Below are 23,334 nucleotides of genomic sequence, written 5' to 3'. Positions count from 1 at the left end.
TGGCTCTTGAGCGCGCCTTTGCGGCGTCTGCTTGATGGGTGTCAGATCCGCGCCCGGATCATTCCCAGGTCATGAAGCCTGGGGTCTCGCGCAGCGGACGGGCCCCCTTAAGGGCGGCGAGGTCCGGCACCGGACGGCAAAGCCCGGCTTCGCTCGCGCAGACCGTCTCGAGCGCCTTCGCGACGCCGAGCACCAGCGCATCGCCCCCGCGGGGACCGACGATCTGGAGGCCGAACGGCATGCCCGCCTCGTCCACGCCCAGCGGCAGGCTGATGGCCGGATGGCCGGCGAGCGTCACCGCATAGGCCAGCGCGAGCCAATGGAAATAGGAGCGGGTCGGCACGCCGTCGATGTCGGCCGGATGAGGTTCCGACCACGGGCGCGGGCTCAGCGTGATGGTCGGGGAAATGAGCACGTCGTGGGTGGCGAAGAAGCTCTGATAGGCGCGGTAGATCCGCGTCTGCGTGGCGGCGGCGCGGGCATAATCGGAGAGGCTGTAGGCGAGGCCCTCCTTCACGTTCGCCGTCACATTCGGCCCCAGCATGTGGGGCTTTTCGACATGGATCTTCTCGAACATGGAGAGGAACATGGAGGCCCGCAGCACCGCGAAGGCGTCGTCGGCGCCCGTACAGTCGGGCCCTGCCTCTTCAGCGGTGGCAAAATGCGGCGCCAAAGCAGCGACCCGCGAACGGAAGACGCGGCGGATCTGCTGCTCCGTCGGCGCGAAGCCGAAGTCCTCCGTGAAGGCGAGCCGTAGGCCCTGCAGGTCGACCTCAGGCACTGACCAGCGCTCCGGCCGTCCTCGCACGGGTTCTCCCGGCAGCGTATAGGCCAGCGGGTCGCGGCCATCGTCGCTCGCCATGACCGAGAGCATCAGCGCGGTGTCGGAGACGTTGCGGGCCATCGGGCCGTCAGTGGACAGGCTCGACCAGCCGTGCAGGCGCCGTTCGCTGGCCACGAGACCATAGGACGGGCGCATGCCGACAATGCCGCAAAAGCCCGCCGGATTGCGCAGGCTGCCGCCGGTGTCGGAGCCGGTGGCGAGGGGGGTCATGCCACAGGCGAGCGCCACCGCCGCGCCGCCGGACGAGCCGGCGCAGGATTTGAGCCGATCGAACGGGTTGCCGGTGGCGCCATAGACGGGATTGCGGGTATTGGCCCCGGCCGCCCATTCCGGCGTGTTGGTCTTGCCGACGATGATGGCGCCGGCCGCCCGCAGGCGCGCCACGCTGCCCGCATCCGCCGCCGGAACGTGCTCGGCGAAGAGCGGACTGCCGTAAGTGGTGCGCATCCCGCCCACATCCTGCGTGTCCTTCACCGCCAGCGGAAGCCCGTGGAGCGGACCCAGCGCATCGCCGCGCATCACCGCCGCCTCGGCCTCGACCGCCGCCTTGCGCGCGCCGTCCACGTCCAGCGTGACCATGGCGTTGACGGCGGGATTGACCGCTTCGATGCGGTCGAGACAGGCCTCCAGAACCTCCACCGGCGAGAGGCGCCGGTAAGCAATGGCGTCGCGCAGTTCGAGGGCGGTCAGGTCGCAGAGTTCGGTCATCGCGGCGGTCCGATGGTGATTTTTCGTATCGTACGAATTTTTTCTAAATCGGCAAATCATGCGCCGCTTAATCTGCGTGCAGATGATGATGAAATCTTCAGCCAACCGCATATTGCGCGTGCGAGGACCGCCCACCTAAATAGGGACGGAAGCTGCGGCACAACTCGCGGACGCGGAATGAAGGAGGACCTATGACCGGGCGACAGAACGGGGCGGACACGGTCTCGACCCAGCTCGGCGAGTGTCTCAAGGCGGCGCGGCAGGCGCGCAAGCTCACGCTGAAGCAGGTGGCGGAGCGGACGGGGCTCTCCCTTTCGACCCTCTCAAAGGTCGAGAACCACCAGATGTCGCTCACCTATGACAAGCTGTTGCAACTGACCAACGGGCTCGGCATCGCCATCGCTGAGCTGTTTCACTCGGCGGCAGACAGGGGCCCGCCCGCAGCCCAGATGGTGACCGCGCGCCGCAGCATCAGCCGCGCGAAGGACGGCGACGTCATCGACACGCGCACCTATTCCTATGCCTATAAATGCACCGACCTCATGTCGAAGGCGATGGTGCCCATCACCGGAGAACTGCGCGCCCGCACGCTGGCGGAATTCGGCCCGCTCATCCGCCATCCGGGCGAGGAATATGTCTATGTGACCGCCGGCCGGGTGGAGGTGCATACGGAATATTATGCGCCCGAGATCCTGGAGACCGGCGACAGCCTCTATATCGACAGTTCCATGGGCCACGCTTATCTCAACGCGGGCGAGGATCCGGCCCGCATCGTCTGTGTTTGCACGGCGGAATCGCCGGACCTCTATCAGCAGTTGCGGCAGATGGCGCTGCGGGAGGCCTGAGCCTCCCGCCCGCCCACAATGTCTCAGGCCGCGATCGCCCGGATGTCGGCGGCCAGTTGATCGACCCGCGCGAGATCCGCGTCCCAGGCGAACATGAAGCGCGCGCCGCCGCCGATGAAGGTATAGAAGCGCCATCCCTTCTCCCGAAGTGCCGCGAGCACCGCCTCCGGCGCGCGCAGGAAGACGGCATTCGCCTCCACCGGGAACATGGGCTCGACACCGGACACATCCGCGATGGCGGCGGCGAGACGCCGGGCGCAGGCATTGCCGTGGGCGGCATTGCGCAGCCACGCCCCGCTCTCCAGAACGCCGACCCAGGGGGCGGAGAGGAAGCGCATCTTGGAGGCGAGCTGGCCCGCCTGCTTGCAGCGATAGTCGAAATCGAGGGCCAGCGCGCGATCGAAGAACAGGATCGCCTCGCCCACCGCCATGCCATTCTTGGTGCCACCGAAGCACAGCACGTCAACGCCCACCTTCCAGGTCATCTCCGCCGGCGAGCAGCCGAGCGCGGCGCAGGCATTGGCAAACCGCGCACCGTCCATGTGCAGACGCAGGCCGAGGTCGCGGCAGACGGCGGAAAGGGCCGCGATCTCATCCAGCGTATAGACTTGGCCAGTCTCGGTGGGCTGGGTGATGGTGACGGCGCGGGGCTTTGGATAATGGATGTCCGAGCGGCCCGTGGCGAGCGCACGCACCGCATCCGGCGTCAGCTTGCCACCGTCGGTGGTCGCCACCAGCAGCTTGGAGCCGTTGGAGAAGAATTCGGGCGCGCCGCATTCGTCCGTCTCCACATGGGCCGAGGCCGCGCAGATGACACTGTGATACGACTGACAGAGCGAGGCCAGCGCCAGCGAATTGGCCGCTGTGCCGTTGAAGGCGAAGAACACCTCGCAATTGGTCTGGAACAGGGCTCGGAAGGCATCGGATGCGCGATGGGTCCAGTCGTCGTCGCCATAGGCGACGGCGGACCCCTCATTGGCCTCGGCCATGGCCGCCCACGCCTCCGGACAGATGCCGGCATAATTGTCGCTGGCGAATTGCTGGGGCTGGCTTTGCTGCTGCTCGACGCTCTGGCGGTCCTGGCTCACGGCGGGTCTTCCTCTCTGATCCTGGCCTGTCACCAAGACGGAACGACGCGCGTGGCTTTTCCCGTTTGTTGCCGGTCAGGCCACATCCCTCCTGTGACGGAGGCACCACCTTGCCCGGGAGCAGGTTGGTGCCGGGCGCCGGCCCGACTCTTGATGCAGGTCTTGCGGTAGCATGACGCAACCATGCGCGCAAGCAACGTCGTCGTGGCCGCCACCCCAGCGCCATCAGCATCGTGGGACGTCGGCGGACGCGAAGGTGACGTGAAGGTCACGCGGACAGATGGCCCATCTCCGCGGGCAAGCGTCCCCTCCGCCAGACGTTGAGCACGCGCCCAGGATTTGGAAACAGCGGCCGTCCTTCTGGCATCGGGCGGCATTAGTCGGCTCGAAACGGTCACGGCGCGTGTCGGCTCGCGCGAACAAGTGCATCGCACAAGTATTCACGCAGGTGCACACGGATAATTCCGCAACTGCACAGAGCTGCGCGACAATTAGACTTGGCATCATCGGATCAGTCTTTGTTGACCCGATGTTTTGCCCATATATTGTTCAAACGCCCCTTCCTGCGGCATCCCCGGCGTCCCCGCATGAGAGGAACAGTGCTTGCGCTTCAAGTGGCATACCAGCGGCACACAGATCCGACCATGTGGCACGCCTCTTGCGAAGCGTGAGCAGGATGGCTTCCTCACGAAGTCGAAGACGCGGGGAGTTCCTTTGCACGTCGCTCACTTGCCTAAGGCTGGCCCGTGTCCCGTATCCTGACCGTCGCTGCCGCCCAGTTGGGTCCTATCCAGCGTGCGGATACGCGCGCTTCCGTCGTGCGGCGCCTCTGCGACCTGCTGCGGCAGGCCGCCGGGCATGGCTGCGATCTCGTGGTCTTCCCGGAACTTGCGCTCACCACCTTCTTTCCGCGCTGGTATACGGAAGACCAGACCGAGATCGACGCCTTCTTCGAAACGGCACTTCCTTCGGCCGAGACGGCTCCCCTCTTTGCGCTCGCCGGTGCGCTGAAGGTGGGCTTCTGCCTCGGCTATGCGGAACTGGTGGAGGAAGGCGGCCGGCTGCGACGCTTCAACACCTCGGTCATCGTCGACAAGTCGGGCGAGATCGTTCTCAAGTATCGCAAGATTCATCTGCCCGGCCATGCCGACCACGAACCTTGGCGCGCCTTCCAGCATCTGGAGAAGCGCTATTTCGAGGTTGGGAATCTGAATTGGCCGGTCCGCCGCATCATGGGCGGCGTGCTCGGCATGGCCATCTGCAACGACCGGCGCTGGCCCGAGACCTATCGCGTGATGGGCCTCAAGGGCGTTGAGATGGTGCTCATCGGCTACAACACGCCGCGCCACAATCCGCCCGCCCCCGACCACGACCGGCTCTCCGAGTTTCACAACCAGCTCTCCATGCAGGCCGGCGCCTATCAGAACGGCACGTGGGTGGTGGGCGCGGCCAAATGCGGCGTGGAGGAAGGCTGCGAGATGATCGGCGCCTCCTCGATCATTGCCCCGTCCGGCCAGATCGTGGCGCAGGCGCTAACGCAGGACGATGAACTGGTGCTCGCCCGCTGCGACCTCGACATGTGCGCCTCCTACAAGGAGACCACCTTCAATTTCGCCAAGCACCGGCAGCCGGAGGCCTATCGGCTGATCGTCGAGCAGACGGGCGCCATCGCGCCCGAATGAGCGTCCGCTGCCCTTTGAATTTTCCGTCTGGAGACTGGTAGATGGCTTTTGATCTGATCCTGCGCGGCGGCCATGTGATCGACCCCTCGCAGAATATCGACGCGGTGATGGATGTGGCCTTCACCGACGGCAAGGTGGCGAAGGTCGGCAAGAACCTGAAGGCCACGGCCACCACGGACGTGCGCGACGTTTCCGGCTATATCGTCTCGCCGGGCCTCATTGACCTGCATACCCATGTCTATTGGGGCGGTACGTCGCTCGGCATCGATGCGGAAGAGTTCTGCCGCCTCTCCGGCGTCACCACGGCGGTCGATACGGGCAGCGCGGGCCCCGGCAACTTCGCCGGCTTCCGCAAGCATGTGATCGAGCCGAGCCAGGTACGCATCCTCGCCTATCTGCACGTCTCGCATGCCGGCATCTACGGTTTCTCCCAGCGCGTGATGGTGGGCGAAAGCGAGGAGATGCGTCTCATGAACCCCATCGACGCGGTGAAGGTGGCCGATGCCAACCGCGACGTGATCGTGGGCATCAAGGTGCGCGTCGGCGCCCACGCCTCCGGCACTTCGGGCATCGCGCCCCTCGACATCGCGCTTCAGGTGGCGGAAGAGACCGGGCTGCCGCTCATGGCCCACATCGACCACCCGCCGCCGAGCTATGAGGAGGTGGTGGAGCGCCTGCGCGGTGGCGACGTGCTCACCCACTGCTTCCGCCCCTTCCCCAATTCCCCGGCCACCGCGCAGGGCACGGTGAAGCCCTGCGTGCTGCGCGCCCGCGAGCGCGGCGTCATCTTCGACATCGGCCACGGCAAGGGCTCCTTCGCCTTCAAGACCGCCCGCGCGATGCTGGCCAACGGCTTCCCGCCAGACACCATCTCCTCCGACGTGCATGCTCTGTGCATCGAGGGGCCGGCGTTCGACCAGGTCACCACCATGTCGAAGTTCCTGATGCTGGGCATGCCGCTTCAGGAGGTCATCGCCCGCTCCACCGTCAACGCCGCAATGGCGCTGAAGCGGCCGGAACTCGGCTCGCTGAAGGCCGGCAGCGCGGGCGATGCCACCATCCTGAAGGTGCGCGAGGGTCGGTTCGATTATGTGGACGTGGTGGGCGAGCACCTGATCGGCGACAGGAAGATCGCCTCCGAAGGCGTCGTCCTCGCCGGCAAGTGGTGGCACCCCAAGCGCTCGCAGCGCTTCAAGAAGCAGGTCGCCTCCTGAGCGGCGGCCGGCTCGCCGGCCGCCCGCGTGGCACGGGGCTTGCCAGATGAGCCGCAAGGCCGCGGCCAGTCCCTGCCGTAGCGCCATCCCGCCTTTGTCTCCGCCGGCCGTCACCTTCCAGCGCCGCCGGCGGCATCACCAGAACTGCTGAAACAACAGGCAACCGAGGGGAATGACATGGACCGCAGGACATTCTTGAAGGGCGCCGCCGGTGCCGGTTCGCTGGCGATGAGCGGCGGGTTCGCAATGCCCGCGCTCGCCCAGGGCGCCGCCAAGACGCTGCGCTTCGTGCCGCAGGCGAACCTTGCCAATTTCGACCCCATCTGGGGCACGCAATATGTGGTGCGCAACGCCTCCGTGCTGGTGTGGGACACGCTTTACGGCCTCGATGCCAACCAGAAGCCCCAACGCCAGATGGTGGAGAGCGAGGAAGTCTCCGCCGACGGCCTGACTTGGACCTTCAAGCTGCGCCCCGGCCTGAAGTTCCATGACGGCGAGAAGGTGCTGGCCAAGGACGTGGTGGCGAGCCTCACCCGCTGGTCCGCGCGCGATCCCATGGGCATCATGCTCAAGAATATCCAGAAGGAACTGGTGGCGGTCGACGACAACACCTTCCGCTGGGTGCTTTCCAAGCCCTACCCGAAGATGCTGCTGGCGCTCGGCAAGACCAACGCCCCCATTGCCTTCATCATGCCGGAGCGGATCGCGCAGACCGACCCCTTCAAGCAGATCACCGAATATGTGGGCTCCGGGCCCACCAAGTTCCTGAAGAACGAATGGGTGCCGGGCGCCAAGGCGGTGTTCGAGCGCTTCGCCGATTATGTGCCGCGCAATGAGCCCGCCTCGTGGATTTCCGGCGGCAAGAAGATGCTGGTGGACCGCATCGAGTGGGTGGTGATGCCCGACCCGGCGACCGCCGCCGCCGCCCTTCAGAACGGCGAGGTGGACTGGTGGGAGCAGCCGCTCTCCGACCTCGTCCCGCTTCTCAAGAAGAACAAGAACCTCAACGTCGACATCGGCGACCCGCTGGGCAATGTCGGCTCGTTCCGCATGAACCACATCCAGCCGCCCTTCGATAATCCGAAGGTGCGCCGCGCCGTGCTCATGGCCTTGAGCCAGGAAGACTACATGCGCGCGGTCGTCGGCGACGATGAGGCGCTGTGGAAGACCCTGCCCGGCTTCTTCACCCCCGGCACGCCCCTCTACACGGAGGAAGGCGGCGAGATCCTGAAGGGCAAGCGCGACCTCGACGCCGCCAAGAAGCTGCTGGCCGAGAGCGGCTACAAGGGCGAGCCGGTGGTGTGCGTGGTGGCGCAGGACCAGCCCATCACCAAGGCGCAGGGCGACGTGACCGTCGATCTTCTGAAGAAGCTCGGCATGAATGTGGACTTCGTCGCCACCGACTGGGGCACGGTCGGCTCCCGCCGCGCGCTCAAGACCCCGCCGACGCAGGGCGGCTGGAGCATGTTCCACACCTGGCATGCGGGCTCGGACTGCGTGAACCCCGCCGCCTATCCCGCCATCCGCGCCAATGGCGACAAGGCGTGGTTCGGCTGGCCGGAAAGCCCGGCGGTGGAGGCCGAGGTGGTGTCGTGGTTCGACGCCAAGGACCTCAATGAGGAGAAGGCCGCCATCGGCCGCCTGAACAAGGCCGCGCTGGAAAACGTGACCTATGCGCCCACCGGCTTCTTTCTCACCTACACGGCGTGGAACAAGAAGGTAACGGGCGTGACCAAGGGCCCGATCCCGACCTTCTGGGGCGTCGCAAAGTCCGCCTGACGGGTAAGGGAACGCATGCTCGGTTACATCCTGCGGCGCACGCTCTCGACCATCCCCGTCATGGCGATGGTCGGGCTGTTCGTGTTCAGCCTGCTCTACATCGCACCCGGCGATCCCGCCGCGGTGATCGCCGGCGACCAGGCGTCGCCGGCGGACATCGCCCGCATCCGCGCCAACCTCGGTCTCGACCGGCCCTTCCTCGTGCAGTTCGGCGAATGGGCGTGGCGCACGCTGCATGCGGACCTCGGAACCTCCATCTTCACCAACCTGCCTGTCACGCAGATGATCGGCCAGCGCATCGAGCCCACGGTCTCGCTGATGCTGGTGACGCTCATCTTCGCCATCATCATCGCCGTCCCCATGGGGGTCGTGGCGGCTTGGAAGGCGGGCACGTGGGTGGACCGGGCGATCATGACCTTTGCGGTGCTCGGCTTCTCCGTGCCCGTCTTCGTCATCGGCTATGTGCTGGCCTACACCTTCGCGCTCCAGCTCGACTGGTTTCCCGTGCAGGGCTACACGCCCATCGCGGAGGGCATCGGGCCGTGGCTCTCCAATCTGGTGCTGCCGGCCATCTCGCTCGGCTGTGTCTATATCGCCCTCATCGCCCGCATCACCCGCGCCTCCATGCTGGAGGTTCTGGCGCAGGATTATGTGCGCACGGCCAAAGCCAAGGGCCTCGGACAGGGCGGCGTGCTATTCATCCACGCGCTCAAGAATGCGGCGGTGCCCATCGTCACCGTCATCGGCATCGGCATCGCGCTCCTCATCGGCGGCGCGGTGGTGACGGAGAGCGTCTTCGCCATCCCGGGCCTCGGGCGCCTCACGGTGGATGCCATCCTGCGCCGCGATTATCCGGTCATCCAGGGCGTCGTGCTGCTGTTCAGCTTCGTCTACGTCCTCGTGAACCTGATCATCGACATCCTCTACACCTTCCTTGATCCGAGGATCCGCTATTGACCCTCGCCAATGATCATCCGGGCGCGGCCCCGCCGGAAGGGCTCGCCATCGCCACCGAACTGCCGGACATCCTCAAGGCGCGCAAGCCGCGCACGGGGTTCATCGGCTTCCTGCGCCGCCATCCCACCATCGCCATCGGCGGCGCGCTGCTGCTGCTGCTTATCCTCATCGCGATCTTCGCGCCCTATCTCGGCACGGTGGACCCGAGTGCGCTCTCGCCCGCCCGCCGCACCCGCGCGCCATCCGCGCAATACTGGTTCGGCACCGACATGCTGGGGCGCGACATCTATTCCCGCGTCCTCTACGGCACCCGCGTCTCGCTGATCGTCGGCTTCGCGGTGGCCTTCTTCGCCTCGCTCGGGGGGCTCGCCATCGGCCTCATCGCCGGCTATGTGCGCTGGCTGGACAGCCTCGTGATGCGGGTGATGGACAGCCTCATGTCCATTCCGCCCATCCTGCTGGCCGTCTCGCTCATGGCCATCACGCGCGGCAGCGTGGGCAACGTCATTCTCGCCATCACGGTGGCGGAAATCCCGCGCGTGTCGCGCCTCGTGCGCGGCGTCGTGCTCTCGCTCCGCGAGCAGCCTTATGTGGACGGAGCCATTGCCTCGGGCACGCGCACGCCCATGATCATCCTGCGCCACATCCTGCCCAACACGCTGGCGCCCATGACCGTGCAGGCCACCTATATCTGCGGCAGCGCCATGATCGTGGAGGCCATCCTCTCCTTCATCGGCGCCGGCACGCCGCCCAACATCCCCTCCTGGGGCAACATCATGGCCGAGGGCCGGGCGCTGTGGCAGGTGAAGCCGTTCATCGTCTTCTTCCCCGCCGCGTTCCTGTCCGTGACCGTGCTTGCCGTGAATCTGATGGGCGACGGCCTGCGCGACATGCTCGACCCACGTCAGGCGAAGGGGGTGTGACCATGGCCCTGCTCGAAGTCGAGAACCTCCAGGTCCATTTCCGCACGCCGGGCGGCGTCAATCGCGCGGTCAATGGCGTGTCCTTCCATGTGGAGGAAGGCGAGACGCTGGCCATCGTGGGCGAAAGCGGCTGCGGCAAGTCCGTCACCTCCATGTCCATGCTGCGGCTCATTCCCGAGCCGCCGGGCAAGATTGCGGGGGCCGTGCGCTTCGCCGGCCGCGACCTGCTGAAGCTCTCCGACAAGGAGATGCGGGCTATCCGGGGCAACGAGATCTCCATGATCTTCCAGGAGCCCATGACGAGCCTTAATCCGGTGCTCACCGTGGGCCGCCAGATCGGCGAGACGCTGCGCCTGCATCAGGGGCTCGACGCCGCTGCCGCCGAGGCCAAGGCGGTGGAGATGCTGAGTCTCGTGGGCATTCCCGCGCCCGAGCGGCGGGTGAAGGAATATCCCCACCAGCTCTCGGGCGGGATGCGCCAGCGGGTGATGATCGCCATCGCGCTGGCCTGCAATCCGCGCCTGCTGATCGCGGACGAGCCCACGACCGCGCTCGACGTGACCATTCAGGCGCAGATCCTCGATCTGATGCGGGATCTCAAGTCCCGCGTCGGCGCGGCCATCGTGCTCATCACCCATGATCTCGGCGTGGTGGCCGAGGTGGCCGAGCGGGTCATGGTCATGTATGCGGGCCGCAAGGTGGAAGAGGCGCCGGTGCGCGAGCTCTTCGCCAATCCGCGCCATCCCTATACGCGCGGCCTTTTGGGCGCTGTGCCGAAGCTCGGCTCCTCGCTTCAGGGCGAGACCTCGCGCCTTGCGGAAATCCCCGGTCAGGTGCCGAGCCTCACCAAGCCCATTCAGGGCTGCGTCTTCGCCGGCCGCTGCGCCATCGCTACGGACGTGTGCCGCACATGGGCGCCGGCTCTGGAATGGAAGGCCCCGCGCCACGCCGCCGCCTGCCACTATGCCCCGAAGGAGGCTGCCGCCGCATGAAGCCCCCTCTTTTGGAGGTGAACGACCTCAAGAAGCATTACCGCATCGCGGGCGGACTGTTCGGCGGCAAGCCCTCCTTCGTCTATGCGGTGGATGGCGTCTCCTTCACTGTGGATCGTGGCGAGACGCTCTCTCTGGTGGGCGAGAGCGGCTGCGGCAAATCCACGGTGGGGCGCGCGGTGCTGCGCCTGTTCGACATCACGTCCGGCCAGGTGGTGCTGGACGGCCAGCGCATGGACGATGCCTCCAAGGACGCCCTGCGCGCCTTCCGCCGCCGGGTGCAGGTGGTGTTCCAGGACCCCTTCTCCAGCCTCAATCCACGCATGAAGGTGAGGGACATCCTCGCAGAGCCCATCCACAACTTCGGCCTCGCCTCGTCCTCCGCCGATGTGGATGCGCGGGTGGGCAAGCTGATGGATCTCGTGGGCCTGCCCCGCGAGGCGGTGAAGCGCTTCCCGCACGAATTCTCTGGCGGCCAGCGCCAGCGCATCTGCATCGCCCGCGCGCTCGCCGCTGAGCCTGAACTCATCGTCTGCGACGAGGCGGTCTCGGCCCTCGACGTCTCGGTCAAGGCACAGATCGTCAATCTCTTGCAGGACATCCAGCGCGAGCTCGGGCTGGCGCTTCTGTTCATCAGCCACGATCTGGCGGTGGTGGAGCACATGACCCACCGCGTGGCGGTGATGTATCTGGGCAAGCTGGTGGAGGTGGCGCCCAAGCGGGAATTGTTCGGCCGCCCGCGCCATCCCTATACGCAGGCCCTGCTCTCCGCCGTACCGCAGCCCGAGCCCGGCGCCAAGCGGGAACGCATCATCCTGAAAGGCGACGTGCCGAGCCCGGTGAACCCGCCCAAGGGCTGCCGCTTCCATACCCGCTGCCCCTATGCCTTCGAGCGCTGCGCAAAGGAAGAGCCGGAACTGCGGCTCGGTGACAACGAGCACTGGGCCGCCTGCCACCTGAATGACCGCCCGGATGCCGAAAATCCGCTGACGGCCGCATCGCATTAACGTGACAGGCTGATCCGGCGCGCCGCCGGATCAGCCGTTCTTCCAATGGCGTCAGCCTTGGCCAGACACCATCTGCGCCGCCACCAGATCCTCGATGGCTGCGCCCACGGACTTGAACACGGTGATCTCGCTGTCCGAGCTGCGCCCGGCGGCCCGACCGCCGCACAATTCGTAGAGATCCCCCTTCACCCGATCCTTCGCAAACACGCCGGCGGCGACGGGCTGCAACAGGTCACCGGCCTCGGCGAGCGCACCCGCGCGCGTGTCCACATAGACGCTGGCGCCGGCGATCAGGTCATCATCGCTCTCGCGCATGGCGGGGGTGAAGGCGCCCACAAGGTCCACATGGGTACCCGGCCGCACGTTCCGGCCGGCGATCAGCGGCACGGTTGAGGTGGTGGCGCTGGTGATGATGTCCGCCTCGGCGGTCGCTGCCGCAAGATCGGTGACGGGCTCGGCCGGCTGGCCCTGTGCCGTGAGCTTGGCGGCCGCCTTCTCCGCCTTGTCCGGCGACCGGCCCCAGACCAGCACGCGCGAGATGGGCCGCACGGCACAGTGGGCGGCGGCCAGATGCGCGGAGAGGTGCCCTGTGCCTACCACCAGCAGCGTGCGGCTGTCCGGCCGCGAGAGGAAGCCGGAGGCGAGCGCAGAGGCTGCGGCGGTGCGCCGGTTGGTCAATGCGTCACTGTCCATGATGGCCTTCGGCACGCCCGTCGCGCCGTCGAACAGCACATAGAGGCCATTCACCGCCCCGAGGCCGAGGGCCGAGTTGCCGGGAAACACGTTCACCAGCTTCACGCCCAGCACGTTGCCGCGCCGCCATGCGGGCATGGTCAGGAGGTGGGCGGGGGCGCCCGGCAGGCCGACCTCGTAGCTCTGGCGCACCGGCGTCTCTGTCGCCGCCTCGGCAAAGGCCGCGCGCAGGGCCTCGATCAGCGCCCGATACTCCAGCGCCGCATGGATCTGCGCGGCATCAAATACGCGAAACATGTCCAGCTCCTCACACCTGTCCCGCCGCCGGGGCATGAACGGCATCCCATGGGTAATCCATAACATTTCGGGCGCCCGTGCGCGCGCCCGGCATCAATCTGGGGGCTCGCAGTCCACCATCGGCATCGTGGGATTGTTTCCGGCATCCGACGCCTTGTAGTCTCTCCAGAGGCCGCATCCGGCCCCGGAATGATTGCGCGATCAGCCCGTGCATGTCGTGGTGCCCGAGCCCTTCGGACGCCGGTCTTTCAGGAAGCCGACCGCGATCGAGCATCGCTCCGGCTCCGATGCAGGAGAGAAGTCCATGGCCCATGCCTTCACCCGCGAAACCGCTCCGCAAGCCGGAGCGGCCGCGTCCAACCGCCCGGCGCTCGATAGGGAGGAGGTGTGGAACGCCCGCGTGGAGCTCGCCGCCTGTTTCCGCTTCGCCGCCCGTCTCGGCATGCACGAGGGCATCTGCAACCACTTCTCCGCCGTCGTGCCGGGCCATGATGACCTCTTCCTGGTCAATCCCTACGGCTACGCGTTCAGCGAGATCACCGCGTCCCATCTGCTGGTGTGCGATTTCCACGGCAACGTGCTTTCGGGCAGCGGCGTGCCGGAAGCGACTGCCTTCTTCATCCATGCCCGCATGCACCTCAACGTGCCGCGCGCCCGCGTCGCCTTCCACACCCACATGCCCTATGCCACCGCGCTCTCCATGGTGGAGGGCGAGCCGCTCGTCTTCGCCGGCCAGACGGCGTTGAAGTTCTACGGCCGCACGGTGGTGGACCACGATTATAACGGCCTCGCCCTCGACAGCACGGAAGGCGACCGCATCGCTGCCTCCGTCGGGGATGCGGACATCGTCTTCATGAAGCACCATGGCGTCATGGTGCTCGGCCGCACCATCGCGGAGGCGTGGGACGATCTCTATTATCTGGAACGGGCCTGCGAGGTGCAGTGCCTCGCCATGGCCACCGGCCGCCCCGTTCTGCCGGTGAAGACCGAAATTGCCGAAGCCGCGGCCAGGCAGATGCGCGAGGGAGATGCGGAATCCGCCCGCCTGCACCTCGAAAGCATGAAGCGCATCCTCGACCGCGAAGAGCCCGCCTACCGCACCTGAGGGGCGATCGAACTGGTCGTCAGGCGTCGCCGGCCACCCCCCGGCGCGCCTTGTCCAGTTCGTCCGCATAGCGGCGCAGCAGGAAGGCCTCGCTGAGCAGGCCGATGATACGCCGGCCCTCGGCATGATCCACGACCACCAGTTCGTCGATCTGGGCACGGTCGAACACGGCGGCGGCCTGCTTCACATTCATGTCCGCCAGCAGGATGTCGTCGCCGTTGCAGGCCAGTGCCTCGATCCGCTCCGTCGGGGGATGGGCGTCCGAATGGGCGACCGCCACGGGCACGAGGCCCACATAGCGCCCCTCCCCGTCCTGCAGCGCCACGGTCTTCACCGAGCCCAGAGGGAAGGCCGCACGGAAGGCGGCAAGATCCGCGCCGGCACCGAACACGGAGACGTCGGTACGCATCATCCGCTCCACGGTGAGCGCCCTGAGCCACCCCACATCCAGCGCGCTGCGGATGGTTTCCCCCCGCAGATGCATGCGCCAGGTGGAGAAGGAGTAGCCGAAGGTCTCGCGCACCAGCAGCGAGCAGCCGATGGAGGCGGTGAGCACGAGGCCCGCAATATGCAGGTCGCCGGTGATCTCCAGCGTCAGGAAGGTCATGGTGAAGGGGCCGCCGACCACGCCCACCGCCAGCGCGCTCATGCCCACCACGGCGGCGATGACCGGATCGAGCGCGAGCCACGGCACCACGCTCCCGGCAAGACCCGCGAAGAGCTTGCCGAGCAGCGAGCCCATGAAGAGCGAGGAGAAGAACAGCCCCCCGCGAAAACCGGAGCCCAGCGACAGCGATGAGGCGCAGACCTTCAGCAGAAGGATCAGCGCCACGGCACTGGTGATCCCTGTCCCCACCTGGATGCGCAATGCCCCCTCGCCGCTGGAGAGCACCTGCGGCGAGACATAGGCGAGAGCGCCAACGCCGAGGCCGCCGACCGCGGGCCGCAACCAGAGCGGCAGGCCGCTGCGCGCAAAGCCACGCTCCACCAGCGTCACCAGCCGCATGATGCCGATGGCGACGCCCCCGGCGATCAGCCCAAGCAGCAGGAATGGCAGATAGGCGGAAGGTTCGAGCGGGCCGATCTCGGGCACATAGATGGGCGTCGAGGCCGCCCCGAGCTGCCGGGCGGTAAGATAGGCGATGAGGGCCGAGGTCATCACCGGCGCGGCGGCGGGAATGGCATAGACGCCGATGATGAGCTCGAAGCCGTAGAAAGCCCCCGTCAGCGGCGCCTGGAAGGCCGCCGCAATGCCGCCCGCAGCGCCGCAGCCGACCAGAATGCGCAGGTCCATGCGACGCAGGCGCAGCCACTGGCCAATGACGGACGCAAGGCCCGACCCCGACTGCGTATAGCCCGCCTCCATGCCCACCGACGCGCCGAAGCCGTTCGCCAGCATGGTCTGGAGGGACAGGATGATGCTGTCAGGCAGCGACATGCGTCCGCCATGCAGCGCATTCGCCTCGATGGGATCCACGATGGAATGGGGCCGCCAGCGCTTCATCGCCAGGATGACGCCGCCCATGATGAGGCCGCCGATCGCCGGCCAGAGCAGCACATGGAGGGGCAGCCGGGGAATGGAGCTGATGCGGGCGGCGCCGAACAGCACGCTGTGCAGCAGTTCCGCCCCCCGGCTGATGAGAGTGACGGACAGGCCGGCGAGAACGCCGATCAGGGCGGCGAGCACCACCAGCGAGGTCTCGCGCCCACGCGCCAGCGTCCGCAGGCGCTGGGCGAAGCCGCGCGTCGAGGCGGCCTCGGTCCCCGTCGCCTCGACGCCCGCGCTCATGGGGTCAGGCGAACTTGTTGTTGCGCGGGAACCCCTTGGGCGGCAGGCGGCCGGAGGAGGCCCGCTCGCCCTGCCAGTCCAGCAGCTCCGTCACCGTCCAGGTGCGCCCGGAGGAATCCTCCCAGGTGAGGCCGTCCGCGCGGTTGAACACCTTGAGGTCCGAGAGGCCGCCTTCCTTGTAGCGCTGGAGACGGACACCGCGGCCGCGGGTCATTTCCGGCACCTGCGCGATGGGGAAGAGGAGCAGCTTGCGGTTGTCGCCGATCACGGCAACCGTATCGCCATCCGCCGGCACCGCCAGCACGGCGGCATCGGGCGCGTCCACGCCCAGCACCTGCTTGCCCTTGCGGGTGTTGGCGAGGCAGTCGTCCTCCGCCACCACGAAGCCACGTCCCTCCCTGGAGGCGACAATGAGCTTGCCGCCCGGCCGGTGCGCGAAGACGGAGACAATCTCCGCTTCCTGCTCCAGCTCGATCATCAGGCGCACGGGCTCGCCATGGCCGCGCCCGCCGGGGAGCTTGGCCGCATCCAGCGTGAAGAAGCGTCCGTTGGAGGAGAGCACCATGATCTTGGAGGTGGTCTCCGCATAGAAGGCGTGGGCGAGCGTGTCGTCGCCCTTGAAGGGCACGCCGGTCACGTCCGCCACATGGCCCTTCAGGGCGCGGATCCAGCCCTTGGCGGACATGACGATGGTGATGGGCTCGCGCTCCACCAGCGCCTCGGTGAAGGCGCTCTCGTGCACATCCGGAGGCACGGCGAAATCGGTACGGCGGCGGCCGATCTCGGTGTCCGGCCCGTAGGTCTTGCGGGTCTCGCGGATCTCCTTGCCGATGGCCTTCCACTGGGCGGCCTCGGAAGCGACCAGCTTGTTCAGCTGTTCCTGCTCCTTGGTGAGCCCCGCATGCTCCTTGCGCAGCTCCATTTCCTCGAGGCGCCGCAAGGACCGCAGGCGCATGTTGAGGATGGATTCGGCCTGAAGGTCGGTCAGCTCGAAGGTCCGCATCAGCTCGACCTTCGGCTCGTCCTCCTCGCGGATGATGCGGATCACCTCGTCAAGGTTGAGATAGGCGATCAGATAGCCGCCCAGCACTTCCAGCCGGTGAGCGATCTGGCTGAGCCGGTTGCGCGAGCGGCGCAGCAGCACCTCGCGGCGGTGGTCCAGCCACTCGCGCAGCGCATCGGCCAGCGAGAGCACCTTGGGCACCTGACCGCGCACCAGCACGTTCATGTTCAGGGAGACGCGGGACTCAAGCTCGGTGAGCTTGAACAGGCTCTCCATGAGCACTTCAGCATCCACCGTGCGGGCGCGGGGCTCCAGAACGAGGCGGATGTCCTCGGCGCTCTCGTCACGCACGTCCGCCAGCAGCGGCAGCTTCTTGTCGGTGAGGAGCTCGGCGATCTTCTCCACGAGGCGCGACTTCGGCACGCCGTAGGGGATCTCCGTCACCACCACCACATAGGTGCCGCGCCCGGTCTCTTCCTTGTGCCAGCGGGCACGCACGCGGAAAGCGCCGCGCCCCGTGGCATAGGCTTCCGCCGTGCCGACCGGGTCTTCCACAAGGATGCCGCCGGTGGGGAAATCGGGGCCGGGCACGAACTGAAGCAGGTCGGAGGCCGGCGCGTTCGGGTGCTCCAGCAAATGAAGCGAGGCGTCCAGCAGTTCGGCGGCGTTGTGCGGCGGGATGGACGTCGCCATGCCCACCGCGATGCCCTGCGAGCCGTTGGCCAGCAGGTTCGGGAAGGCGGCGGGAAGCACCACCGGCTCCTCCTCGGAGCCGTCATAGGTCGGCCGGAAGTCCACCGCATCATCGTCGATGCCGTCCAGCAGCAGGCGCGCCGTCTCGGTGAGGCGGGCTTCGGTGTATCGCATGGCGGCGGCGTTATCGCCGTCCACATTGCCGAAATTGCCCTGCCCGTCCACCAGCGGGTAGCGCTGCGCGAAATCCTGCGCGAGACGCACCAAGGCGTCATAGACCGCCTGATCGCCGTGCGGATGGAACTTACCGATGACGTCGCCCACCACGCGGGCGCATTTCTTGAAGCCGGACCCCGGATCGAGCTTGAGCTGCCGCATGGCGTGGAGGATGCGGCGGTGCACCGGCTTCAGCCCGTCCCGCGCATCGGGCAGCGCCCGGTGCATGATGGTCGAGAGGGCATAGGCCAGATAGCGCTCCTCGAGCGCTGCTTTCAGATCGACCGGCTCGACGGAGCCGCCGCCGGGGGGCAAGGTTTTTGTGGCCATGGCTTCCGACTAGCGCGCCCGCCCGCGCGAAACAAGCCGGACACATATCCGCACAGCTTTGTCGTGACGCTGCCTCCGGCCCGTCCCAAGAATGAACGGCCGAGGCCAAGGCGTTCAGCTAGGTGAACAGGGGTTTAGTTCGACCCTATTTAATTACCGCCGCGCGTTAAACAAATTTAACCCGCCCCGCCTCCGCCCAACATAATAGCGACATCGTGATCACTATCCTTTGAGGACAGTGCAAATACGCACGAAGACGTTCAAAGGAGACGTTCAGATGAAACGGATTCTTCTTGGCGTGTGCGGCGCAGCGTTGCTTGGGCTGACGGCGTTCTCCTCCGGGGCTAACGCGATGCCGCTCACGAATGCTGCGCCACTGGGCCTCGCCCAGGGCGAATCGGCCGCGCCGGTGGAGAACGTCGGATGGCGCACCGTCTGCCGGTCCGTGCCCCGCTGGTATTACGGCCGTCCCACTTATGTGGAGCGTTGCCGGCAGGTGTGGGTCGATCGCGGCTGGGGCGGCGGCGGTTGGGGCGGTGGCGGCTATGGCCCCCGTCCCGGCTTCTACGGTGCCCCGCCCCCGCCTCCCCCGCCCGCCTGGGGCTATGGCTACGGCCGGGGCTGGTGAAGCGCGCGGCGCAGTGCCGCGAGAAATGAGGCGCGCGCCTCGCCCAGCGCGAGGCCGCGCGGCTCCAGAACGCGGGTCGAGAGGAAGAAGCCCGTCATGCGCAGGGCTTCCTCCATGTCCGGCAGGCTCGGCGGCACGATGCCGCCGATGAGGAAGGTGGGCAGGCCGAACAGCTTGTCCGCATAGGGCTCGCCTGCGCTGCGGGACACAGCGCGGCCGCTGCGCGGTGAGACATAGGCGAGATCGTTGTTGCCGCCGGTGGCCGCGCAGGTGGCGAGATCGAGTCCAAAGCCCAATTCCCCCAGCAATGCCATCTCGAAGCGCGCCAGAAGCTCACCCGCATGGGCGGGCTCGTCGAAGGCGTCCAGAATGGCGTCGAGGCTGGCGAAAAGGCCGGGATGCGGATCGCGCTCGGGCAACAGGCGCATCAGGCTCACGAGATGGGTCACGCCAAAGCTGCCGTGGGCGCTGCGCATGATCGCATCGGAGCGCAGCGTCAGCGGCTCCACGGTCATGAGGCCGAGTTGGCCTTCAAGGCGGGCCCGCCATGTGGCGTGGAGCGTATTGCCCGGCTGGAGCAAGGCGGCGAGGCGGCGGGAGCCCCCGCCGCGCACGAGGCCGGCGTGACGGCCCCGCTCCCGCGTCATCAGATCGACGATGGCACTCGTTTCCCCGTGGCGACGCACGCTAAGAACGATGCCCGCGTCGGTCCATTCCACGGCGGCGTCAGTCTCCGTGCGGGAATTCGAGCCCCATCTCGCGATAGCGCTCCGGATCATCGGCCCAGTTCTCCCGCACCTTCACGAACAGGAAGAGATGCACCGGGGCCTCAATGATTTCGGAAATCTCCGCCCGCGATTCGGACGAGATGGCCTTGATGGTCGCCCCCGCCTTGCCGAGCACGATCTTCCGCTGGCTTTCCCGCTCCACGAAGATGGTCTGCTCGATACGCACAGACTTGTCGCGCAATTCCTTCCACGATTCGGTCTCGACCGTGGAGCGGTAGGGGAGTTCGTCGTGCAGGCGCAGGAACAGCTTCTCGCGGGTGATCTCCGCCGCCAGCATGCGCATGGGCGCATCCGAGATCTGGTCCTCGGGATAGAGCCAGGGGCCGAAAGGCACCTTCTCCGCAAACCACGTGCGCACATCGTCCACGCCATCGCCCTTGAGGGCGGAGACCATGAACACGCGTTCGAAGGACAGGCGCTCGGTGAGCTTCTGCGCCAGTTCCAGCAGCGTGTCCCGGCGGATCATGTCGATCTTGTTGAGGATGAGCGCGCGCGGGCGCTTCACCTCGGCCAGCGGCTTCAGGATCGATTCCACATTCTCGTCGATGCCCCGGTTGGCATCCACGAGCAGGGCCACCACGTCGGCGTCGGAGGCGCTGGTCCAGGCGGTGTTCACCATGGCCCGCTCCAGCCGCCGCTTGGGCGAAAAGATGCCGGGGGTGTCCACGAGAATGACCTGAGACGGGCCTTCCAGCGCGATGCCGCGCACGATCGCGCGCGTCGTCTGCACCTTGTGCGAGACGATGGAGACCTTGGTACCGACCAACTGGTTGGTGAGGGTGGACTTGCCCGCATTGGGGGCGCCCAGCAAGGCCACGAAACCGCACCGCGTCGGCTCCGCGCCCTCCGCTTCCGCCCGGTCCAATCCGTTCATTCACCACTCTCCGTCACGACGCCCTCACGGGCAAGAAATGCAGAGGCCGCAGCCTTCTGCGCTGTCTGTTTCGATCCGCCCTCGGCCTCCGCGGGATCAAGCCCCGGCAGGTCCACAGCCACACGGAAGCGCGGCGCATGGTCGGGGCCGGAGCGCTCCACGTCCCGATAGACCGGCGGCGGCAGGCCGCGGCCCTGTGCCCATTCCTGCAACACCGTCTTCGGGTCGCGCAGGGGGCGCCGGGGCGCCTCGAGCCGGCCGCGCCAGAAGCGCTCCACCAGCGCGTTGGCAGCCTCATAGCCGCCGTCCAGATAGACCGCCGCCACCACCGCCTCGGCCACATCCGCGAGGATGGCGCGGCGCTGGCGGGCGCCGGATTGGGCCTCGCCGGGACCGAGCCGCAGATAGGGACCAAGGCCCATGTCCTGCGCCACCTCGGCACAGGCTTCCTCGCGCACCAGTTCCGCGAGGCGGCGGGAGAGTTCGCCCTCCTCCGCTTTCGGGAACGCAGCGTAAAGCATATGCGAAACCACGCTGCCAAGCACGTGGTCGCCGAGGAATTCCAGCCGCTGGTAGGAGCGCACGCGCACCGACTGCCCCTTGACGGAGCTGATGTGGGTCAGCGCGAGCGCGAGATGGCTGCGATCGGTGAAGCTGTGCCCCAGCCGCGCCTCCAGCGCGGCAAAATCCTGCGTCTCGCTCATCGCACCATGCTGAAGATGCGGGTCCAACGCACGGTCCAGGGCCAGTTCCACACTTGCCAGGCCGGGGTGTGCTCGTCGATGGAGAAGAAGATCATCTGCGCCTTCCCCACCAGATTCTCGAACGGCACATAGCCCACCTGGCTCAGCACGCGGCTGTCGGCGGAATTGTCCCGGTTATCGCCCATCATGAAGAAATGGCCGGCCGGCACGTGATAGACGGGCGTGTTGTCGTAGAAGCCGTTGTCCACGATATCGAGCGTCTCGTAGGAGACGCCGTTCGGCAGCGTTTCGCGCCAGCGCTTCACCGGCGCCTGACGGCCGGTGCCGTCATCCTCCATCACGTCGGACAGGCGCTCGCGCTTCACCGGCACGCCATTGATGTGCAGCACGCCGTCGATCATCTGGATGTCGTCGCCCGGCATGCCGACGAGGCGCTTGATATAGTCCGTCTCGCCGTCCTTCGGCAACTTGAACACCACCACGTCGCCGCGGGTCGGCTCCTTGCCCCAGATGCGGCCGGTGAAGAGCGGCGGGGAGAGCGGCAGGGAGAAGCGCGAATAGCCGTAGCTGTACTTGGAGACGAACAGATAGTCGCCAATCAGCAGCGTATCCTTCATGGACCCCGAAGGGATGTTGAAGGGCTGGAACAGCAGGGTGCGGATCACCAATGCGATCAGGAGCGCATGGACGATGACGCGGACGGTCTCGAGAAATCCGCCGTCCTTCTTGGAATCACTGGTCGCAGTCATTGAGGATCCGGTGCAATAAAGTCCGCGCCAGTGTGCAGCAAACTGTGCCGAAAACGGGTCGAAAGTCTTGACCCAGCGGCAATGCCATGCGCACGCACGGATTTGGCTGCTATAACCGTTTCGCGCTCAGGCGGCAACGCGGCGCCGTGCCGGGCCGTTCCAGTCCGGACGCATTTGCGTGTGCTGCCTCTCGGGAAGAAGCCCTCGGAGCCTCAGCGCGGCGTGCCGATCAGCTCCGCGCTGATGATGACATAAGCCGCCGACAGCGGCCCCTCGTCGGTGAGGGAGAGGGCGATCCGGGGCTCATAGCCCTCTGGCACCATTTCCTTCAGCCGCGCCGCCGCGCCGCCGGTCAGTTCCAGCGTCGGCTGGCCCGATGGCAGGTTGACGACGCCCATGTCGCGCCAGAATACGCCGCGGGCGATGCCAGTGCCGAGCGCCTTGGCGCAGGCCTCCTTGGCGGCGAAGCGCTTCGCATAGGTCTCGGCAGGACGCGGCCGGCGTTCGGCCTTCGCCCTTTCCAGCGGCGTGAAGACGCGCTCGGTGAAGCGGGCGCCGAACCGCTCGATGGACTTCTCGATACGTCGGGCGTCGCAGAAATCGGAGCCGATGCCGAGAATCATGCGGCAAGCTCCCGGCGGTCTTGGCCGCGGGCCATGGCTTCCCGCATGAGGCTGACCACCCCTGGCAGACCCTCGAAAATGGCTTCGCCAATCATGAAATGACCGATGTTCAGTTCCGCGATCTCAGGCAACGCGGCGATCTGCTCGGCGGTTTCATAATCGAGCCCATGGCCGGCGTGGACCTCAAGGCCCAGCGCTGCCGCCTCGCGGGCGCCGGTGCGCAGGCGCTCGAACTCGGCGGACGCCTCGGCCAGATGCCCGGCCGCCAGCGCCTCGCACCATGCGCCCGTATGCAGTTCGATGACGGAGGCCTGAAGCGCACGGGCAGCGGCGATCTGCACCGGATCGGCAGCGATGAAGAGAGACACGCGGATGCCGGCGGCGTTCAAGGCCGCTATCCTGGGCCTGAGGTCCGCCGCCTGCCCGGCAACATCCAGTCCGCCCTCGGTGGTGCGCTCCTCGCGGCGCTCCGGCACGAGGCAGCAGGCATGCGGCTTGACGGAGAGGGCGATGGCGATCATCTCGTCGGTGGCCGCCATCTCGAAGTTCAGCGGCAGCGCGACTTCGGAGCGGATGCGGGCGATGTCCGCGTCGCGGATGTGGCGGCGATCCTCGCGCAGGTGCGCCGTGATGCCGTCGACGCCCGCCTCGGCGGCAAGCAGGGCCGCACGCACCGGGTCAGGATTGAGGCCACCGCGGGCGTTCCGCACGGTGGCCACGTGGTCCACGTTCAATCCGAGCCGGATGGGGGCGGTCATCGTGTCAGCTCCTGAAGGATGATGCCGGAGAACACCGGCCGGAGG

General features: G+C 67.0%; 21 protein-coding genes and 1 riboswitch. Of the genes, 10 read left to right on the top strand and 11 right to left on the bottom strand.

Annotation, left to right across the window (positions count from 1 at the left end; translation table 11 throughout):
* Positions 1–58 precede the first annotated feature (58 nt).
* A complete protein-coding gene (locus DFO45_RS04595) occupies positions 59–1,552 on the bottom strand; it encodes an amidase family protein (protein WP_133863962.1) in 1,494 nt (497 codons plus the stop codon).
* 191 nt (positions 1,553–1,743) lie between these two features.
* Between DFO45_RS04595 and DFO45_RS04590 the strand changes: the two genes are divergently transcribed.
* On the top strand, positions 1,744–2,397 hold the full coding sequence (locus DFO45_RS04590; RefSeq protein WP_133863961.1) for an XRE family transcriptional regulator: 654 nt from the start codon (positions 1,744–1,746) through the stop codon (positions 2,395–2,397).
* Between the two features lie 23 nt (positions 2,398–2,420).
* On the opposite strand, the gene DFO45_RS04585 is transcribed toward DFO45_RS04590, so the two are convergent.
* A complete protein-coding gene (locus DFO45_RS04585; protein WP_133863960.1) occupies positions 2,421–3,485 on the bottom strand; it encodes a low specificity L-threonine aldolase in 1,065 nt (354 codons plus the stop codon).
* A 54-nt stretch (positions 3,486–3,539) separates the two neighbouring features.
* Positions 3,540–3,647, bottom strand: a riboswitch (SAM-I-IV-variant riboswitch).
* 584 nt (positions 3,648–4,231) lie between these two features.
* On the opposite strand from DFO45_RS04585, the gene DFO45_RS04580 reads away from it, so the two are divergent.
* The 7 genes from DFO45_RS04580 to DFO45_RS04550 all read left to right on the top strand — a co-directional run bounded on the left by DFO45_RS04580 (position 4,232) and on the right by DFO45_RS04550 (position 12,039).
* Positions 4,232–5,167, top strand: a complete 936-nt coding sequence (locus DFO45_RS04580) for an N-carbamoyl-D-amino-acid hydrolase (protein ID WP_133863959.1) — start codon at positions 4,232–4,234, stop codon at positions 5,165–5,167.
* A 41-nt stretch (positions 5,168–5,208) separates the two neighbouring features.
* Positions 5,209–6,381 carry an amidohydrolase/deacetylase family metallohydrolase gene (locus DFO45_RS04575; RefSeq protein ID WP_012170543.1) on the top strand — a complete coding sequence of 391 codons (1,173 nt, stop codon included), beginning with the start codon at positions 5,209–5,211 and terminating at the stop codon, positions 6,379–6,381.
* Positions 6,382–6,558: 177 nt separating this feature from the next.
* On the top strand, positions 6,559–8,160 hold the full coding sequence (locus tag DFO45_RS04570; RefSeq protein ID WP_012170542.1) for an ABC transporter substrate-binding protein: 1,602 nt from the start codon (positions 6,559–6,561) through the stop codon (positions 8,158–8,160).
* Positions 8,161–8,175: 15 nt separating this feature from the next.
* On the top strand, positions 8,176–9,117 hold the full coding sequence (locus tag DFO45_RS04565) for an ABC transporter permease (RefSeq protein ID WP_012170541.1): 942 nt from the start codon (positions 8,176–8,178) through the stop codon (positions 9,115–9,117).
* Positions 9,114–10,040, top strand: coding sequence for an ABC transporter permease (locus DFO45_RS04560; RefSeq protein WP_133863958.1), 927 nt, complete (start codon positions 9,114–9,116; stop codon positions 10,038–10,040). Before DFO45_RS04565 ends, DFO45_RS04560 begins: the two co-directional genes overlap by 4 nt.
* A 2-nt stretch (positions 10,041–10,042) precedes the next feature.
* Positions 10,043–11,032 carry an ABC transporter ATP-binding protein gene (locus DFO45_RS04555; RefSeq protein ID WP_133863957.1) on the top strand — a complete coding sequence of 330 codons (990 nt, stop codon included), beginning with the start codon at positions 10,043–10,045 and terminating at the stop codon, positions 11,030–11,032.
* A complete protein-coding gene (locus DFO45_RS04550; protein ID WP_133863956.1) occupies positions 11,029–12,039 on the top strand; it encodes a dipeptide ABC transporter ATP-binding protein in 1,011 nt (336 codons plus the stop codon). Before DFO45_RS04555 ends, DFO45_RS04550 begins: the two co-directional genes overlap by 4 nt.
* Positions 12,040–12,090: 51 nt before the next feature.
* Here DFO45_RS04550 and DFO45_RS04545 read toward each other — a convergent pair whose 3' ends face one another.
* Complete coding sequence (locus DFO45_RS04545; RefSeq protein WP_133863955.1) at positions 12,091–13,029, bottom strand: ornithine cyclodeaminase family protein; 939 nt, start codon at positions 13,027–13,029, stop codon at positions 12,091–12,093.
* A gap of 304 nt (positions 13,030–13,333) precedes the next feature.
* Here DFO45_RS04545 and DFO45_RS04540 point away from each other — a divergent pair, with 304 nt between their 5' ends.
* Complete coding sequence (locus DFO45_RS04540; protein WP_133863954.1) at positions 13,334–14,134, top strand: aldolase; 801 nt, start codon at positions 13,334–13,336, stop codon at positions 14,132–14,134.
* A gap of 19 nt (positions 14,135–14,153) precedes the next feature.
* Here the strand turns inward: DFO45_RS04540 and DFO45_RS04535 are convergent, their stop codons facing one another.
* On the bottom strand, positions 14,154–15,923 hold the full coding sequence (locus tag DFO45_RS04535) for a chloride channel protein (protein ID WP_133863953.1): 1,770 nt from the start codon (positions 15,921–15,923) through the stop codon (positions 14,154–14,156).
* Positions 15,924–15,927: 4 nt separating this feature from the next.
* A complete protein-coding gene (parC, locus tag DFO45_RS04530; RefSeq protein WP_133863952.1) occupies positions 15,928–18,165 on the bottom strand; it encodes a DNA topoisomerase IV subunit A in 2,238 nt (745 codons plus the stop codon).
* A 277-nt stretch (positions 18,166–18,442) separates the two neighbouring features.
* Between parC and DFO45_RS04525 the strand changes: the two genes are divergently transcribed.
* Positions 18,443–18,793, top strand: coding sequence for a hypothetical protein (locus tag DFO45_RS04525; RefSeq protein ID WP_133863951.1), 351 nt, complete (start codon positions 18,443–18,445; stop codon positions 18,791–18,793).
* Here the strand turns inward: DFO45_RS04525 and recO are convergent.
* The 6 genes from recO to DFO45_RS04495 all read right to left on the bottom strand — a co-directional run bounded on the left by recO (position 18,775) and on the right by DFO45_RS04495 (position 23,289).
* Positions 18,775–19,512: a DNA repair protein RecO gene (gene recO / locus DFO45_RS04520; RefSeq protein WP_133863950.1), complete on the bottom strand. Its 738-nt coding sequence runs from the start codon at positions 19,510–19,512 to the stop codon at positions 18,775–18,777. The two genes, DFO45_RS04525 and recO, sit on opposite strands and share 19 nt — an antisense overlap.
* A 7-nt stretch (positions 19,513–19,519) precedes the next feature.
* Positions 19,520–20,455 (bottom strand): GTPase Era, encoded by a 936-nt coding sequence (gene era, locus DFO45_RS04515; protein WP_133863949.1) that lies wholly within the window; start codon positions 20,453–20,455, stop codon positions 19,520–19,522.
* Positions 20,452–21,159 carry a ribonuclease III gene (rnc, locus tag DFO45_RS04510; RefSeq protein ID WP_133863948.1) on the bottom strand — a complete coding sequence of 236 codons (708 nt, stop codon included), beginning with the start codon at positions 21,157–21,159 and terminating at the stop codon, positions 20,452–20,454. Before rnc ends, era begins: the two co-directional genes overlap by 4 nt.
* On the bottom strand, positions 21,156–21,908 hold the full coding sequence (gene lepB, locus DFO45_RS04505) for a signal peptidase I (protein ID WP_012170530.1): 753 nt from the start codon (positions 21,906–21,908) through the stop codon (positions 21,156–21,158). The genes rnc and lepB overlap by 4 nt, the downstream gene beginning before the upstream one ends.
* 212 nt (positions 21,909–22,120) lie before the next feature.
* Positions 22,121–22,531, bottom strand: a complete 411-nt coding sequence (acpS, locus tag DFO45_RS04500) for a holo-ACP synthase (RefSeq protein ID WP_133863947.1) — start codon at positions 22,529–22,531, stop codon at positions 22,121–22,123.
* Positions 22,528–23,289: a pyridoxine 5'-phosphate synthase gene (locus DFO45_RS04495; RefSeq protein WP_133863946.1), complete on the bottom strand. Its 762-nt coding sequence runs from the start codon at positions 23,287–23,289 to the stop codon at positions 22,528–22,530. The genes acpS and DFO45_RS04495 overlap by 4 nt, the downstream gene beginning before the upstream one ends.
* Between the last annotated feature and the right edge of the window lie 45 nt (positions 23,290–23,334).

This window comes from Azorhizobium sp. AG788 (assembly GCF_004364705.1).
Taxonomy (GTDB): Bacteria; Pseudomonadota; Alphaproteobacteria; order Rhizobiales; family Xanthobacteraceae; genus Azorhizobium; species Azorhizobium caulinodans.
This window is presented reverse-complemented; position numbering and strand designations above follow the sequence as displayed.